15 protein-coding genes and 3 pseudogenes are annotated in these 16,572 nt (G+C 42.5%); 13 read left to right on the forward strand and 5 right to left on the reverse strand.

What is annotated here, in order from left to right:
* The 4 genes and pseudogenes from O9300_RS18765 to O9300_RS18780 all read left to right on the forward strand — a co-directional run.
* A pseudogene (locus O9300_RS18765) lies at positions 1–369 on the forward strand (transposase); the annotation flags it as partial.
* Between the two features lie 857 nt (positions 370–1,226).
* Positions 1,227–2,762, forward strand: a complete 1,536-nt coding sequence (locus O9300_RS18770; RefSeq protein ID WP_287973324.1) for a class I SAM-dependent methyltransferase — start codon at positions 1,227–1,229, stop codon at positions 2,760–2,762.
* Between the two features lie 20 nt (positions 2,763–2,782).
* Positions 2,783–3,826 carry a glycosyltransferase family 4 protein gene (locus tag O9300_RS18775; protein WP_287973326.1) on the forward strand — a complete coding sequence of 348 codons (1,044 nt, stop codon included), beginning with the start codon at positions 2,783–2,785 and terminating at the stop codon, positions 3,824–3,826.
* Positions 3,823–5,118: a glycosyltransferase gene (locus tag O9300_RS18780; protein WP_287973329.1), complete on the forward strand. Its 1,296-nt coding sequence runs from the start codon at positions 3,823–3,825 to the stop codon at positions 5,116–5,118. The genes O9300_RS18775 and O9300_RS18780 overlap by 4 nt, the downstream gene beginning before the upstream one ends.
* Here the strand turns inward: O9300_RS18780 and O9300_RS18785 are convergent.
* Complete coding sequence (locus tag O9300_RS18785) at positions 5,115–6,038, reverse strand: PhzF family phenazine biosynthesis protein (RefSeq protein WP_287973346.1); 924 nt, start codon at positions 6,036–6,038, stop codon at positions 5,115–5,117. The two genes, O9300_RS18780 and O9300_RS18785, sit on opposite strands and share 4 nt — an antisense overlap.
* Before the next feature lie 202 nt (positions 6,039–6,240).
* Positions 6,241–6,714 (reverse strand): hypothetical protein, encoded by a 474-nt coding sequence (locus O9300_RS18790; RefSeq protein WP_287973331.1) that lies wholly within the window; start codon positions 6,712–6,714, stop codon positions 6,241–6,243.
* Between the two features lie 61 nt (positions 6,715–6,775).
* Between O9300_RS18790 and O9300_RS18795 the strand changes: the two genes are divergently transcribed.
* The 4 genes from O9300_RS18795 to ligA all read left to right on the forward strand — a co-directional run bounded on the left by O9300_RS18795 (position 6,776) and on the right by ligA (position 11,416).
* Positions 6,776–8,098 carry an aminopeptidase P N-terminal domain-containing protein gene (locus tag O9300_RS18795; protein ID WP_287973333.1) on the forward strand — a complete coding sequence of 441 codons (1,323 nt, stop codon included), beginning with the start codon at positions 6,776–6,778 and terminating at the stop codon, positions 8,096–8,098.
* Positions 8,099–8,238: 140 nt separating this feature from the next.
* Positions 8,239–8,805: a Uma2 family endonuclease gene (locus tag O9300_RS18800; protein ID WP_287973335.1), complete on the forward strand. Its 567-nt coding sequence runs from the start codon at positions 8,239–8,241 to the stop codon at positions 8,803–8,805.
* Between the two features lie 20 nt (positions 8,806–8,825).
* Positions 8,826–9,392, forward strand: a complete 567-nt coding sequence (locus O9300_RS18805; protein WP_287973337.1) for a Uma2 family endonuclease — start codon at positions 8,826–8,828, stop codon at positions 9,390–9,392.
* 14 nt (positions 9,393–9,406) lie between these two features.
* The gene (gene ligA / locus O9300_RS18810) at positions 9,407–11,416 is read left to right on the forward strand and encodes an NAD-dependent DNA ligase LigA (RefSeq protein WP_287973340.1); all 2,010 of its coding nucleotides are present in this window, start codon (positions 9,407–9,409) and stop codon (positions 11,414–11,416) included.
* Here ligA and O9300_RS18815 read toward each other — a convergent pair.
* Complete coding sequence (locus O9300_RS18815; RefSeq protein ID WP_287973342.1) at positions 11,402–11,533, reverse strand: hypothetical protein; 132 nt, start codon at positions 11,531–11,533, stop codon at positions 11,402–11,404. The genes ligA and O9300_RS18815 overlap by 15 nt on opposite strands.
* 393 nt (positions 11,534–11,926) lie before the next feature.
* Between O9300_RS18815 and O9300_RS18820 the strand changes: the two genes are divergently transcribed.
* The 3 genes from O9300_RS18820 (at position 11,927) to O9300_RS18830 (ending at position 13,446) form a co-directional block, all read left to right on the forward strand.
* Complete coding sequence (locus O9300_RS18820; RefSeq protein WP_287731102.1) at positions 11,927–12,388, forward strand: DUF2996 domain-containing protein; 462 nt, start codon at positions 11,927–11,929, stop codon at positions 12,386–12,388.
* Between the two features lie 79 nt (positions 12,389–12,467).
* Positions 12,468–12,845: a DUF3110 domain-containing protein gene (locus O9300_RS18825; protein WP_002765892.1), complete on the forward strand. Its 378-nt coding sequence runs from the start codon at positions 12,468–12,470 to the stop codon at positions 12,843–12,845.
* A gap of 181 nt (positions 12,846–13,026) precedes the next feature.
* A complete protein-coding gene (locus O9300_RS18830) occupies positions 13,027–13,446 on the forward strand; it encodes a YraN family protein (RefSeq protein WP_002765893.1) in 420 nt (139 codons plus the stop codon).
* A gap of 546 nt (positions 13,447–13,992) precedes the next feature.
* Here O9300_RS18830 and O9300_RS19575 read toward each other — a convergent pair.
* Together O9300_RS19575 and O9300_RS18840 are read right to left on the reverse strand one after the other, a co-directional pair.
* Positions 13,993–14,187: pseudogene (locus O9300_RS19575) on the reverse strand (GltB/FmdC/FwdC-like GXGXG domain-containing protein); the annotation flags it as partial.
* A 439-nt stretch (positions 14,188–14,626) separates the two neighbouring features.
* Positions 14,627–14,758: pseudogene (locus tag O9300_RS18840) on the reverse strand (RNA-guided endonuclease TnpB family protein); the annotation flags it as partial.
* Between the two features lie 159 nt (positions 14,759–14,917).
* On the opposite strand from O9300_RS18840, the gene O9300_RS18845 reads away from it, so the two are divergent.
* Entirely contained in the window at positions 14,918–15,556 is a 639-nt protein-coding gene (locus O9300_RS18845) for a histidine phosphatase family protein (protein WP_287733138.1), read from the forward strand.
* A gap of 49 nt (positions 15,557–15,605) precedes the next feature.
* Positions 15,606–16,250 carry a histidine phosphatase family protein gene (locus tag O9300_RS18850; RefSeq protein ID WP_002759710.1) on the forward strand — a complete coding sequence of 215 codons (645 nt, stop codon included), beginning with the start codon at positions 15,606–15,608 and terminating at the stop codon, positions 16,248–16,250.
* The last annotated feature ends 322 nt before the right edge of the window (positions 16,251–16,572 follow it).

Raw genomic sequence — 16,572 nt, forward strand, 5'->3', positions numbered from 1 at the left:
GTTATTATGGTTACTAATGACACTTATATTACAGCAACTCAAGTCTGTGAACTTCTTAAAAAAATAGCTGCTTTAGGAATAACTATTCCCATCACTCTAGTATTAGATAATGCCCGCTATCAAAAATGTAAAATTGTTGAAGAATTGGCTTTTTCTTTGTCAATAGAGCTACTCTATCTGCCGTCTTATTCGCCTAATCTAAATTTAATTTAAAGGCTGTGGAAATTTGTAAAAAAGAAATGTTTGTATGGTAAATATTATGAAAACTTTTCTGACTTTTCTTCAGCTATTTATGAATGTCTGAATGATGCCCATCTGAAACATAAAAAAGAACTGGATTCGGGAGCATCTCACCTTTGTAACCCCTAAATCAGGTTTTTATGTCAAGCTATTTTGAAAGCCTTGCTAGAAACCAGCTTTAAGGATAAGTATAATTACTCACTTGCATAAATGAGATGCTCCCCTAGATTCCTTGCTGACTCTACGATTTCAGAAGTTTAATAAATCTCAGATTACGAACCCGTAAAGTATAGCATAGATGACCTCAATTATCAAGCTATGGCAAAATTTTTTTTGTGGGAGTAGTTTCGCTCAAGGTCTTCTACCGTCGGTAATGATCGCTGAAGACTGAACCCCGACCAGACTGAGTAGATTCTTTAAGACCTAACTTTATATCCCCACCCCCCAGAATACACCCTGATTCACCTTGATTTGGCAATTCGGTTACAATATTTAAACTGTCTTAGTTTATCGAGATGTACCCATAGGTTAGTCCGACTTCCTCGGTCAATTTTGCTGGGGCAATTTGTCCAACCCTAGCCATCTGATCCTCACTGCTGGTGCTGGAATTTGGCGGGAATTTTTTCTGGCTGCTAATCTGTGTGTGTTAGGGGGAGCGGAAACAAATCTAAAAATGTCTAGTCTGGTATCTATCGAACTCTTTTCTGATTCTGAGGTTTAATTTTTTGGTTCTAAAACCTGATGGGCTATTGTCGAGAGAGCCAGAAACTTGCCGCTCCGTCACCACAGGGCAGCAAATGTCTTGTTCGGGGAAACTTGATCAGAAAAAAACGGTCTTAACAGCGATGCCATCCCAGCCTGATGGTACAGGAACCTGTAAGATGGGATTGGTAGCCACTATCGGGGAGCAAGATTCTCAATCAAGGCAGTTTCATCTCTACTAGGTGCTGGGATGAACGAAAATATTAAACTTAATTTTTTCTTCTATGACTATCGAAACTTACTATCCCAATCTAAATGTCAAGCATTTGCTTGATAAAATTCGCCAAGAAGCCCTGCGCCAAAACCCAGATACGGGGGTTCCCTCGGCACAAGTACCAGCAGCGACGGGGGAATTAGTCCTGAAGGGGGATTTTGATCGGGAAACAATTAATAATCAAATCGATTATATAGAGGGATTCATCAAAACAGCCGAGTCAAGAGCGGCAGTGCGTAACCAACTACCAGAGAAATTTGGGCGTTTCCCCTGGTTATTATTTAAACCCTTGCAAGCTCTGGCTTTAAAGATTCTCAATACCATATTTCGCGATCAAAGGGAAGTGAATTTAAATCTTGCCAGTGCCTTGCGAGAATGCCTACAACTAAATCGACAGTTATTATCAGAGGTGGAAAATTTGCGGTTACAATCCAGGCGAGATTTAGAGAATTTAATGGCGGTTAGTCAGAGTTTATCTGGTTACGGGCAAGAAATTAAGCGAGAGATGCAAACCCAAATCGAGCAACTAGATCAAAAGCGCGATCGGATCGCTAATCAAATTCAAGAGGGACTGCAAACCAAAATCGAGCAACTGGATCAAAAGCGGGATAGGATCGCTAATCAAATTCAAGAGGGGCTGCAAACCCAAATCCAACACCTCGATCGAGAATTGTATCAGAAGACCGAGCAATTGCAGGAGTATCTAGAAACCCAAATTAAAGATAGTAATGAGAAGAATTTTCAAAATAGCCATTATTTAAAGATAGATTTACTCCAACAAAAGCGCTTAATGAATAAGTTTTTAGAAGCGACAGCAGGAGCGGAAGGGGGATTGGCGAGTGAACCAGCGCAAATTTTTGCGGGAGAGTTAGATCATTCTCTAGATGCCTTTTACTTCGCCTTTGAGGAGCGTTTCCGCGGCAGTCGCGAGGAAATTAATAGGAGATTAGAAGTATATCTTCCCCGACTCAGAGAAGCACAAATTGCTCCGGGAGACTCGCTGATTTTAGATTTAGGTTGTGGTCGGGGAGAGTGGTTAGAGCTTTTGCGAGATAATGGTTACAGAGCCAGAGGTATCGATCTAAACCGAGTCGTCATTGAACAATGTCAAAGTCGAGGATTAGACGTTTTAGAAGGGGATGTTATCGATTATTTGCAATCAATGCCAGATGACAGCGTGGCGGTAATCACGGGATTTCATATTATTGAACATCTACCCTTTGAAATATTAGTTAAGCTATTAAATGAAGCATTTCGAGTGCTGCGTCAGCGAGGTTTGGTTATCTTTGAGACTCCCAATCCTGCTAATGTTTTAGTGGGGAGTTGTAATTTTTACTTCGATCCAACCCACCGCAATCCTCTACCCAGTTTGATGACTCAATTCCTAGTGCAATACTGCGGTTTTGCCGAGGTAGAAATTCTTAATTTAAACCCTTCTGATGGATTCAAAGCTGATGAGGGAAATGAATTAGATGAGTTATCTAAACAGTTTAATCAGTATTTTTATGGTCCAATGGATTATGCTGTTATTGGTTATAAACTATAATTAATCACGAGTAAGTATTCATGAGAGTTATTATTACAACAACACAGGTTCCTTTTGTCTATGGCGGTGCGGAAATTCACGCTCAGGAATTATGTAAGGCTTTAGAATTGGCGGGCCATGAAGCGGAAATAGTCGCGATTCCCTTTCAAACCTATCCCCTGGAGAGAATTTTAGACACAATGTTAGTCTGTCGCTTATTAGATTTGACTAGCGCCAATGGCAGAAATATTGACCGATTAATTGGCTTAAAATTCCCAGCTTATTTAATTCCTCATCCCAGCAAAGTTCTCTGGATTCTGCATCAACACCGACAAGCGTATGAACTATGGAGTAATCCCTATGGTGGGTTAGATTTAAGTGCCAATGGTTTACAAATTCGTGAAAATATTATCCGGGCAGATAATAATGTTTTTGCTGAAACTCATAACATATTTAGCAATTCTAAAAATGTGGCAAGAAGGCTAAAAACCTATAATAATGTTGATTCGATCCCCCTTTATCATCCTCCCCAGAATGCTGATTTTTTTCAATGTCAACCAGAAGAAGGTTATCTATTCTTTCCTAGTCGGATCAATCCCTTAAAACGTCAAGATTTAATCCTTGAGGCTTTAGCCCTGACTAAAAACCCTGTCAAAGTGATTTTTGCCGGTCAACCAGAAGGAGATTTTGGTGACATTCTAGAGGAAAAAGTTAAGCAGTTGGATATTGCTGAAAAAGTGGTATTTTTAGGCAGAATTAGTAACGAGGAAAAACTCGATTATTATGCCAGATCCCTAGCAGTCCTTTATCCTCCCTTTGAGGAAGATTACGGTTACGTTACCCTGGAAGGAATGTTAGCTTCTAAACCAGTGATTACCTGCCAAGATTCGGGAGGACCCCTGGAATTTATTCGTGATCGAGAAACCGGTTTAATTGTGGAACCGACGGCTAATGCTCTAGCAGCAGCGATGGACGAACTCTGGGAAAATCGGTCTTGGGCAGCAAAATTAGGTCAATCTGCCGGTGAATACTACAAAAGTCTCGATATTAATTGGTCAAACGTTATCAAAAAACTACTCGCATGAAAATTAATTGGTTTTCTCCTTTACCTCCCGCTAAAACTGGTATCGCTGATTACATGACTTGTATCTTGCCAGCTTTGATTAAAAATTGTCAGTTAGAACTATGGACTAATCAAAAAATTTACGATCGAGAACTAAACAACTATGTCAAAGTTAATTCCTACCATAGAGATAACATAATGTGGTCAAAAATTAACCAAGCAGACATAAATATTTATCATATTGGTAATAACCCAGATTTTCATGAGGATATCTGGCGAATTAGTTGTCAATGCCCCGGTATAGTTGTCCTTCATGATTTAAAGCTGCAGTATTTTTTTAGTGAAATTGCTAGAATCAATAATGACCGAGATGGCTATCTTAATCAAATGTTCTATTACTATGGAAAGGAAGGAAAAATAGCGGCAGAAATGTGGTGGAATCAAGAGGTATCTATACAGTTTATGGCTGATAATTATCCCCTGACTCCTTTAGCGTTAAAAAATGCTATTGGGGTGATTACTCACAGTCAGGAAGGTTATCGTAAGTTTCAGCAAGAAAATGCGCTTCTTACTGCTTATTTTCCCCTACCCTATTCTAGATGCGATTTGTCATCAAATTACGAATTGCAGAAAAACCGGGATTTTTATCAACTAATTGTTTTTGATCATATTGGAAAAAACAGATGTGTTGATATGATTCTGGATGCTTTAGCTAGTTTTCCCCAAAAACAAGCTTTTCGCTTAGACATCTATGGAGAAGTATGGGATAGTAATTATCTCCTTCAAAAAATTAATAGCTTAAATTTAAATAATTTAGTAACCTTGCATGGTTTTGTCACGGAAGCCAAATTAGAAACCGCCTTAGCTGACGCAGATTTAGCGATCAATTTACGTTATCCTACTATGGGGGAAGCTTCCGGTAGTCAGCTGCGGATTTGGAGCCATGGTTTGCCAAGTTTAGTGACTAAAATAGGTTGGTATAGTGAGTTGCCGGAAAATACCGTAGGTTATGTGACTGTTGGCAACGAAATCGCCGATTTACACCAACATTTCTCTCAATTTCTTCACGATCCGCAATTCTATCAGACTATCGGGAAAAATGGTCAAATTTGGCTAGAAAATAATCATTCCCCCGAATCCTACGCTAGAGACTTGGTAGATTTCGCTCAGGAAGCTTGTCAACAAAGATATCGTTATGCGGCCAATTATTTTATCGAAAAAGTAGGCAAAGAAATTAGTTATTGGAATGATGACCAAATCTCGGATTTAGAGTTAAAATCATTAGGGGAAACCATTCATTTTCTAACCAGCTAAAGTCTTTCCCCATCGGGAATTATCATCTTGCCTTGGCAGACTAGAACTGATGCACCACCCACAGAAACTTCCGTAATTTCCCAGTTATTTTTCTGAAACTTTAATTGTATGTTGCTGGGTCTGCCCATTTCCACCCCTTGGATTATTGTCCATTGATTCATCCCTTCCCTAGAAGATTCTAACCCCCCTAGGTAGCCCGCTAAAGCGGCCACAGCCGAACCGGTGGCGGGATCTTCCATAACTCCCAAACCGGGGGCAAACATTCGGCCATAGAGACGAGATTGGGGTGATTCTGGGTCAAAACAGCAGACAAAAAGGGAATTAGCGGGGGATTGTCCCAATAATGATGACCAGAGAGTTAGATTTAGTTTTATTTTCCCTAAAATATCGCGGTTTCTAACGGGGATGAATAAAAAAGGAAGGCCACAGGAAAAGGCGCGAGGGGGATAACCGGGTAAGAAATCGGCAACGCTTAGGGAAAGAATCGCCGCTAAATCATCGAGAGCATAATTATCCGCCACTAATTCTGGCAATTGTGCCACTTTTAACTCACTATAGACCGGTTTTTCCCCGTCCATGAGAATTTTTACCGGTACTAAACCGACTCCTTCCTCCAGATAAATCGTGGTTTCTTGGTAGGGGGGAATAGCACCGATTAGGGCTAAAATATAGGCTGTGCCGACGGTAGGATGGCCCGCAAAGGGTAACTCGGTACTGGGGGTGAAAATCCGGACTTTTTTAGTGCCTTGGGGCGTTTCTGGCGCAAAAACGAAGACTGTCTCCGAGAAGTTAAATTCGGCGGCGATTTTTTGCATCTGGGTGCGGGTTAATCCAGACGCTTCCGGAAAAACCGCCAGGGGATTACCGCCAAAAATGCGATCGCTAAAAACATCGGCGGTATAGTAGGAATAGGTAGGCACGCGGGGGATAGGGCAACAGTTATCGGAGAATTTTTTCATCTTACACCTATTTTCACCCCTGACCGTCCCGGTGGTCTGTCTAGGGATAAATGCTCCGTGTCAGTCCTGTTATTCTCTATTTATTAAGAAATAATTAAAATACAGAGTTTTTCCTAAAGATAAGGCATATCTTGAATCGTCTCGGAGTCTCCTAATAACTCTACTACTTATTCGGTTCTAATCTGGCTAATAAACTGACTAACTTATCTCTGACGGAATTGTGAGTGTATTCGTCTTCAGGGTGAGGTTTTTGATGGGGTTGTTGAAAATAGGGACGTTCTCCGTATAATTGTCCCCATTTCACATCGACTCGGTGTACTAATTCATAGAGTAATTCTTGATTGTCTAAAATTTCTTCTAGGATTAACTGTAAAGCTTGAACGGGATTATCTAAATTTTGACTGACTTTTGTTAATTCTTCATCAACGATAAGCTGTAAAATTATCTGCAAAGCTCCCGAAGAATCCCCTAAATTAGCGGCAATAAACTGTTTAATTTCAGTCCTTACCTGCACTAATTTGGGGACAGGAGATTCCCCTTTGAGGAAATCCGCCCCCTCTTGAGCGATAAAATCTGCTAGGGTAAACTCGCGCCTTTCGATGATATCTTGGGAAAAATCTGGTTCTTCAGGGGTCATAAACTAAAAAGATTAGCGATAATAGACTCTAAGACTTATTGTGACATTTTTAGGAATATCTATGGGCATCGATCGCAGAGAGTTTCAGCAGCGTCGTCAGCAGGTAATGGAAAAAATCGGCCATGGAACCGCAATTTTTCGCAGTGCGCCCATGGCGGTCATGCACAATGACGTAGAATACACCTATCGTCAGGATAGTGACTTTTTTTACCTGACAGGATTTAATGAACCCGATGCGGTGGCGATTTTAGCACCCCATCACCCCGAACATCAGTTTATCCTGTTCGTGCAGCCAAAAGACCCAGAAAAAGAAACTTGGACCGGCTATCTCCACGGGGTGGAAGGAGCAAAGGAGATTTTTGGTGCTGATGAGGCCTATTCTATCCAAGAATTGGAGGAAAAATTACCCCAATATCTCGAAAAAGCCGAACGAATTTATTATCATCTCGGACGGGACAAAACTTTTAATACAAACGTTCTTAATCACTGGCAAAAATTAATCGCCACTTTTCCCCGTCGCGGCACCGGACCGACTGCTTTAGAGGATACTAATTTTATTCTCCATCCTTTGCGCTTGCTGAAAACCGAGGCCGAATTGGACAATATTCGCCAAGCAACCGCTATTTCGGCCCAGGCACATAATCGCGCCAGAGAATTCACCAAAGTTGGTCACTACGAGTATCAAATTCAAGCGGAAATTGAGCATACTTTTCGCCTAGAAGGGGGTATGGGTCCTGCTTATCCTTCTATTGTTGCTAGTGGTGCTAATGCCTGTATTCTGCACTATATCAACAATAATCGCCAAGTACAAGAAAATGAGCTTTTATTAATTGATGCCGGTTGTGCCTACAATTACTATAACGGTGATATTACCCGCACTTTTCCCGTTAATGGTAAATTTACCCCCGAACAAAAAATTATCTATGAAATTGTCCTGGAAGCTCAATTAAAGGCGATTGAAGTGGTAAAAACTGGTAATCCTTATAATCTTTTTCATGACACAGCCGTCAGAACAATTGTGGAGGGATTAGTGGATTTAGGGCTATTGGTCGGCGACATTGATGAGATAATTAAAGAGGAAAAATATAAGCCTTTTTATATGCACAGAACCGGTCATTGGTTAGGATTAGATGTCCATGATGCAGGAGGTTATAAAGTTAACGAAGAAACTTGGCAAACTTTGCAGCCTGGTCATGTTTTAACCGTGGAACCAGGGATTTATATCTCCCCCGATATTAAACCTGCTGAAGGACAGCCGGAAGTGCCAGAAAAATGGCGGGGTATCGGTATCCGTATCGAAGATGATGTGTTAGTTACTGCCACAGGAAATGAGGTTTTAACTGCAACAGTTCCCAAAAAAGTTGAGGATATCGAATCTAAGTAAAAAGCTCGGTGTTAAAACTTGTCAGATTCCCCCTAACCCTAGGGTTGATTCATAGTAGGGTTGATTCATGGTAGGGTTGATTCATGAATCAACCCTACCCCCCTTAAGGAGATTCAATTAAGTTTTTTCTGGAGATTATTATGGTTGTCACCAAAGAAAAATTATATACCTTTGCGGAATATTTAAATTATCGAGACTGCACAGATAATAAGTACGAATTATTTAACGGAGAATTAATTTCCATGCCTCCCGCTAGTGGCTTTCATGCTTTGATACTTAGATATATATTTAAGGTGTTAGAAAGGGAAATAGAGAGGCTACAATTAGACTGGCAAGTTATGCCCGCTACGGTGGGAATTCGCACCGATAAAGCTAAATCGAGAATTCCAGATTTAATGATTTTAACTGCTGAACAATGTCAAGAGATTAGAAATATGACCATAGCAGTGATTGAATTTCCTCCCCTGTTAGTTGTAGAAATTGTTAGCCCGGGTAATGCCGATGATGACTACCGTTATAAACGTTCAGAATACGCAGTGAGAGGCATTCCTGAATACTGGATTATCGATCCTATTGCTCTAAAAATATCAGCTTTAACCCTGATTTCGGGATTTTATGAACTGGCAGAATTTGACAAAGAAGATAGGATAATATCGGTGACATTTCCCGATTTACAATTAACTCCTCAAATGGTTTTTGAATACTAAAATCTTGGCTGGAGGTTATCATGATTGCTACCCAACAAAAAATATATACCTTTACAGAATATTTAAATTATCAGGACTCCACAGATAATAAGTACGAATTATTTAACGGAGAATTAATTTCCATGCCTCCCGCTAGTGGCTTTCATGCTTTAATTCTTGCCTGTCTTTATGATTATTTAATAGCAGAAATTAAAAGATTAAATCTAACTTGGAAAGTTATGCCCGCTACGGTGGGAATTCGCACCGATAAAGCTAAATCGAGAATTCCAGACTTAATGATTTTAACTGCCGAACAATGTCAAGAGATTAGAAATATGACCACAGCAGTGATTGAATTTCCTCCCCTGTTAGTTGTAGAAATTGTTAGCCAGGGTAATGCCGATGATGACTACCGTTATAAACGTTCAGAATATGCGGTAAGAGGCATTCCTGAATACTGGATTATCGATCCTATTGCTCTAAAAATATCAGTTTTAACCCTGATTTCTGGATTTTATGAACTGGCAGAATTTAACAACGAAGATAGAATAATATCGGTGACATTTCCCGATTTACAATTAACTCCTCAAATGGTCTTTGCACAGTAGCATTATTAACGATTATGACTATCCCCTTAGAAATCCAACAACGTTGCCAACAACTAAAAACAGAACTACAAAGAGCCAGTTATGCTTATTATGTTCTTGATGATCCTTTTATACCCGATAGCGTTTATGATCAACTTTATCGGGAATTAGAAGACATAGAAAAGCGTTATCCTCAATTAATCACCCCCGATAGTCCCACCCAAAGAGTCGGGGATAAAATCTCTAGTCAATTCGTTTCTGTCCGTCATAATATTCCCCTGTATAGTCTCGAAAATGCCTTTAACCTCGAAGAATTAAATAAATGGGGCAACCGTTGGCAAAGATATATAAATGAAACCCAAGACACGGAATATGTGTGTGAATTAAAAATCGATGGTTCCGCGTTAGCTTTAACCTACGAAAACGGCTTTTTAGTCAGAGGTGTTACTAGAGGGGATGGAGTCACTGGCGAAGATATTACCCCCAATGTGCGGACAATTCGCTCTATTCCTTTACGCTTAAATATAGATAATCCCCCAGCAATTGTGGAAGTGCGCGGCGAAGCTTTTTTACCCCTCGATACCTTCGATAAAATCAATCAAGAAAGAGAAGAAAAAAGGGAATCTCTCTTTGCTAATCCCCGCAATGCGGCAGCGGGAACCCTACGACAACTAGATCCGAAAATAGTTGATAAAAGACGCTTACAATTTTTTGCCTATACCCTGCATTTAGACGATAACAATATCACTAATCAATGGCAATCCTTAGATAGATTAGAAACCATGGGATTTCTGGTTAATCCCCACCGTCAACTCTGTCCATCCCTGCAAGAAGTGGCGCAATACTATCAAGATTGGCAAGAAAAACGTCATCAATTAGCCTACATGACCGATGGTGTCGTAGTCAAAATCAACGATTTACAGCGACAAAATCGGTTAGGATTCACTCAAAAATTCCCCCGGTGGGCCATCGCTTTAAAATATCCTGCCGAAGAAGTCCCCACAGTAGTTAAAGATATTATCGTCAACGTGGGACGCACCGGTGCGGTTACACCCATGGCGGTGATGGAACCAGTACAGGTAGCAGGAACCACCGTACAAAGGGCTACTTTACATAATAGCGATCGAGTGGCCGAATTAGATATCCGCATCGGTGACACGGTAATTATCCGCAAAGCGGGGGAAATTATCCCAGAAGTGGTGAGAATCCTGCCCGAATTGCGTCCTCCCCAGACTTTCCCCTTCCAGATGCCCACTAATTGCCCTGAATGTCAATCTCCCCTAGTTCGTCCGGTGGGGGAAGCGGTGACGCGCTGTGTCAATAGTTCCTGTCCGGCGATTTTGCGGGGAAGTGTAGTACACTGGGCTAGTCGCGACGCTCTCGATATTCGGGGATTAGGGGAAAAAGTGGTGATTTTGCTGATTGAACAGGGATTAGTTACTGCTATTTCTGACCTCTACAGCCTCGAAAAAACGGAAATTGCCAAATTAGACCGAATGGGCGAGAAATCAGCCTTAAATTTGATTACAGCTATGGCTCAGAGCAAAAATCAAAGCTGGTCGAGAGTACTTTATGGGCTAGGAATTCGCTATGTGGGCAGCGTTAACGCCAAAATTCTCACCGAAAGTTTTCGGACTGTGGAGGAGTTAGCTAACGCCAGCGTGACTAATTTAGCCTCTGTCTATGGTATCGGTGAAGAAATCGCTCAATCGGTCTATGATTGGTTTAGAATCGAGGCTAATCGGGATTTAGTCGCTAAATTACAGGCAGCGGGTTTACAATTTGCCGCAGCCGCAAAAACCACCACCACTAAAGCCACCTTAGCAGGGAAAACCTTTGTGATTACTGGCACTTTACCAACTCTCAAACGGGAGGAGGCCAAAGAATTAATCGAAAAAGCTGGGGGGAAAGTGACGGGTTCTGTCAGCAAAAAAACCGATTATTTAGTGCTAGGAGAAGCGGCGGGTTCTAAGCTAGAAAAAGCCCTAGAATTGGGCATTACTCAGCTAACCGAAGCACAATTACTCGAATTAATCAAGGCTTAAAAGCTTAAGATTGGAGCAAATCTGCCGAAGCATTAAGTAGGGTTTGCTGAAAAAGTTTTTCGTGGGGACAGGGTGTGGGGTGTGGGGTGTGGGGTGTAGGTTTTTACCGATTCTCATCTGGTCAATTACCTAATTTTCAGAGAAAAAGTACCTGAATTTTCCCCCCCTCACTCCCAGAACTGGCACTTTTTGAGGGGAAAAAAGTCCAAAAGTCTTATCCAACAAGGTTTTTAGATTTATTCAGCAAACCCTAAGTAGAGTCTGCGGCAAAAAGTTTTTCGGTGGGGGTTGGGGGTTGGGGGTTGGGGGTTGGGGGTTGGGGGTTGGGGGTGTGGGGTGTGGGGAGAACAAAGCTGCCTTTTGCATGAGTCCCTTTTGCATGAGTGCCTTTTGCCTTCGTTAAGGGTCAAATTGATCGTCTGGATAAAAGCTGATAGCTAAAAAAACTGATAGCTGATAACCCGGGAGAAAATATAATTGTAGCTACCTACCCATTCCTGATTAATTGCTATGGCAGAAGAAACCACCACCCCCGCAACTCCGGCAGCAGAAGCAGCAAAACCGGCTCAACCTGCAGCTGCTAAAAAACCCAAGGAGCCTACCGTCGAGGAAAAACCCTTCGCTGAATTTATTGAGCAGCATTTTCAGCCCGCACTGGCGGCAGCTTTGCAAAAGCTGGGTATAAGTGATATAAAGCTGTCCTTTAAACAGGATAAAATTCCCGTACAGGGCTTTTCTAGCTCTCCCTGTTGGCAGTTAACTGGCAATTGGCTCGAGGGAATGCGTCAATTTAGCATTTATTTTTTAGAAGAAGACATCAATGGCAAAAAAGCTTTTTCTCAAGCTGAGGGCGGCGCTCAACCTAGTACCCTTGAATCATTTATGATCGATGAAAGGAAAGTTAGTCTTGATTTACTGTTGTTTTACACCAGGCAACGGCTTAACGGTCAAAAGTGGTTGACTAGAAACTAAAATTGCTGAAGATTAGCGATCGAGAAGGGGGGTAAAATGAGTATAGACGACCACCGCTTATCGATCGCTAATAGTAATTATGCGTGTATTTGTACTACTTTTTAACGCAGGCACGGAAAACGAAGGTATCCACACCATTCAAATGGGAGCTATCAATAAGGTGTTGATGTTTGAATCGGAAGATGATGCCACCCGTTATGCTCTGCTGTTAGAGGCACAGGATTTTCCGACTCCCACGGTAGAGAAAATTGATTCGGAGGAAGTGGCAGAATTTTGTCGCGGCGCCGGCTATCAAGCGGAAATGATTGCAGCGGGTATGTTGGTAATTCCCCCCGAAAGCAATGCCGAGGAGTTGGATTGGCAAAAAGAGGAAGTCCCCCCCGCCGAGGAGGAGTTTTCCGAGATTCCCGATGCGGAGTTAGACAGCATCCGTCGTCGTCTAGAAGGACTTTTGTAATAAACCTCTTGTGGAAATCGAAAATTGTCCTGCTTGGTTAGGAGACAGGAGACAGTAGCCAGTAGTCAGGAGTTCGGAGTCAGAAGACAGGACAATAAATCGGCGTTGTTCCCTGTTCCCTGTTCCCTGTTCCCTGACCACTGATAACTGACCACTGATAACTGATCACTGATCACTGAATATGACAACCGTGGGGGAATTGGGCGAAAATTTGGTGGCGGATTGGTTGCAATTACAGCAATGGCATATCCTCCAGCGTCGTTGGCGTAGTGCTGGCGGTGAAATCGATTTAATCGTCTTGTCTAAATCTCAGGCGACTCTCGCTTTCGTCGAGGTTAAAACCCGCAGTGCTGGCAATTGGGATTTAGGGGGCAAATTAGCGATCAATGACCGTAAACAAGGGAAAATTTACCAAGCTGCCCAGATATTTCTCGCCTTTTATCCCCAATGGTCTGATTTAAGCTGTCGCTTCGATGTGGCGTTAGTTAGTTGTCAAAAGAGTTCTCTATTAGCTTTACCTGAGTTTTCCCTTGATTATCCCTGTCAGCTACAGGCAGGTTATCAATTGCAATTACAGGAATATCTCGTGGCGGTTTTCTAAAAACACAATAGACCCGCCTAGGGAGGCGGGCTTCATCTTGTACAAACGATATGGACTCCTAAAAAATTGACGGACTCAATACAATAGAGGTTTACAGAACCCACAACAGTCTATCTGTCAACTATCAAGATTTCTCAGTTTACCGACTCAGGTGCTGATTACGGCTCACTCCATCTGTCCTATATCGAGCAACAGAGGCGAAACCATACTTTACTTTACAAACTTTGAGAATCTGCGTCCGATTTAGCTGTTGCGTTGAGCTAGAGCAGGTGGCACAGGCTCTAGGTCTTTTTGCCTGGAAGGAAGTTGAGTCGCTTCCTTTGTGCCTTATGTTTTTAAGATAACACGTTTGTCAGGACTCGATCGACCTTGTGATTAAAGTTTACACTTATTGATTTTTAGCAAAAATTGCCGTTACAAAACTATAGATAAGTGGCTGATAGATGTAGATATCTTACAACTAAGAAGAAGGGGAGTAGTAAAAAGCATCAACCAGAGTGGGAAGGAAAGAAATCCAGCGATGAAGGTCAATCGACAAACCTATGTGTATTGACAGAGGTGATCCCCGGCCTCTTCGATAACTACTTTTGCGGTGGAATTGCGAACAGTAAACCGTTCACCGGCACGACCATTTTCGTTGAGGAGAGTTTCGAGAGTGCCGTAGTAGGAGGTTTCTTTTACTGCTGCTTGGGAGGAGTGGATTTCTTGCCGGTTGCGAAAATAGTTGACGAGGGGATTGATAAAAACTGTAGTCTGGATAGGGTTTGCGGCAAAAAGTTTTTTGTGGGGGTAGGGTGTGGGGGTAAATACAGCAACGAAAATTCTCTCTAAATCTCCTCAAATTTCCTTAAACCTTCTGAATCCATCTAGCTAGATGGTTAAAAGAAGTAGGTTTTAAGGGAGATAGATTTTGAGAGGGTTATCAGCTGCAATCAAGACATGAAGCTAGTTGAACGCCATATCATCACCAAATGCCATCCTTGCTGGTCAGAAATTGACCGAGCTGCTTTTTTGTCAAAAAATCTCTTCAATCTAGCTAATTACCACTATCGCCAATATTTCTTGGTTGAACACAAGAAATTAAATTTTAATCAACTCTATCACCAAGTAGCTCAAGGTTCTGATTATTTAGCTTTACCAACTAAGGTAGCCAAACAGATAATCAGAAGGTTGGATAAAGCACCGTGCCAATATTTTTCTTATCTGTGAAAGTTATTTTCTTTCTATCATTCGATAATTTCCCACCAGAGTGTTTATACTCTACAGAAAGATTATTCTTGGGGAATTTAGGATAACCTTTTTTACCTTTTATCATACCAAATCCGTTTTTAATAGTGTGATTAACTGCCAAGTTATGGATTGTTTCTCCCTGCTCCCCACTCCCTGCTCCCTGGTCTCCTGTACTTTTTAAACAGGATTTAGTATCACTATAAGTGGGAGAGAGTCACAAATATTGAGATGCACCCAAAAAATGAGTCTAAAACTTTACTTTTTGCGTCATGGCGAAACCACAGCCAGTCAAGCGGGTAGTTTTTGCGGTCGATTAGACTTGCAACTAACCCCGGCCGGCGATGAAATGGCCAAGGATTTCGCTCTTGTCTATCGAGATGTGCCTTGGACAGGGATCTATTCTAGTCCCCTCAAGCGCACCATGGCCACGGCCACCCCTTTAAGCGATCTCTTAGGTATTCCCATCCACAAACGGGAAGGATTAAAAGAGATTGCCTACGGCCAATGGGAGGGAAAAACCGCAGCCGAGGTTAATCGGGAGTTTCATGATGATTATGTGCGCTGGTTAGCAGATCCGGGCTGGAATTCTCCCACAGGGGGCGAAAAAGGCATCGATATCGCTCGCCGCAGTTCGGAAGTATTAGAGGAAATCGACCATAATCACGATGATGGCCATATTTTGATCGTTTCCCATAAAGCAACGATCCGAATCATGTTATGTTCTCTTTTAGGCATTGATATCGGCCGTTATCGCGATCGAATTGCCATGCCCGTGGCCTCGGTGACGATCGTCGAATTAGCCGAACACGGTCCCCTCTTTCAAGTCATGGGCGATCGCTCTTACCTCCGCAATGACCTGCGCTCGCGAGCGGGAACCTAACCAGTCAACAGTAACCAGGGAAGCCCCGAATTTGGTCTCCTGAAAAACTATGTGCTTGATGTTATATTTTCTACGACACGGACAAACGGCCTATAGCAAAACGGGAGGATACTGTGGTACTCCAGAAAATGACCCCGGTTTGACTGCCGAAGGCATCGAAATGGCCGAGGAATTCGCCGATGTCTATCGTTCTTTACCTTGGCGCGCGGCCTACGTCAGTCCCCTACAAAGAGCTATTCAAACCGCTAAACCCCTCTGTGAAGCGGTAGGACTGAAATTAGAAATCCGCCAGGGATTACAAGAGATCGGTTATGGTCTTTGGGAAGGTATGCACCCCAACGATATCGATCGCCAATATCATGATCTCTATGTACGCTGGTTGACGGATCCCGCTTGGAATGCTCCCCCCAACGGAGAAAGGGGGATCGATATCGCCCGTCGTTCGGCGGCCGTTTTGGAGGAAATCGAACACACCCACAGTGATGGTAATATCCTGATTGTTTCCCACAAGGCCACCATCCGGATCATGCTCTGTAGTCTGATGGGTATCGATGTGGGCCGTTATCGCGATCGGTTTGAAATGCCCGTGGCCGCCGTCAGTATCGTCGAATTAGGCAGTCGTGGCCCGCTTTTCCATGGCATCGGTTTACGTTCCCACCTCAGTGAGTACCTGCGTTCTCTTCCTTGCACCTAATCAGTTATCAGTGATCAGTTATCAGTTATCAGTGATCAGTGATCAGTTATCAGTGATTCAGTTATCAGTGATCAGATGTCAGTTTTCATACTCAATCCGGTTATTAAAAACTGATTATCTATTCCCTCTTTTGCCTTTTGCCTCTTGCCTTTTGCCTGTCCTGATATGTAGTCTATACTCAACGGATGGCCGTATTACTTCCCACTTGATCATTCAATCCAAGCTTTTGGGGGGTTCTACCCCCCAAACCCCCCGTTGGGGGCGTGGCGCCGCCCCCAAACCCCCCGCGCATTAGTTTTTCGGTGGGATGCTTACACGCAGC

Origin of the sequence: Microcystis sp. LE19-195.1E (genome assembly GCF_027532095.1) — a bacterium.
Taxonomy (GTDB): domain Bacteria; phylum Cyanobacteriota; class Cyanobacteriia; order Cyanobacteriales; family Microcystaceae; genus Microcystis; species Microcystis aeruginosa.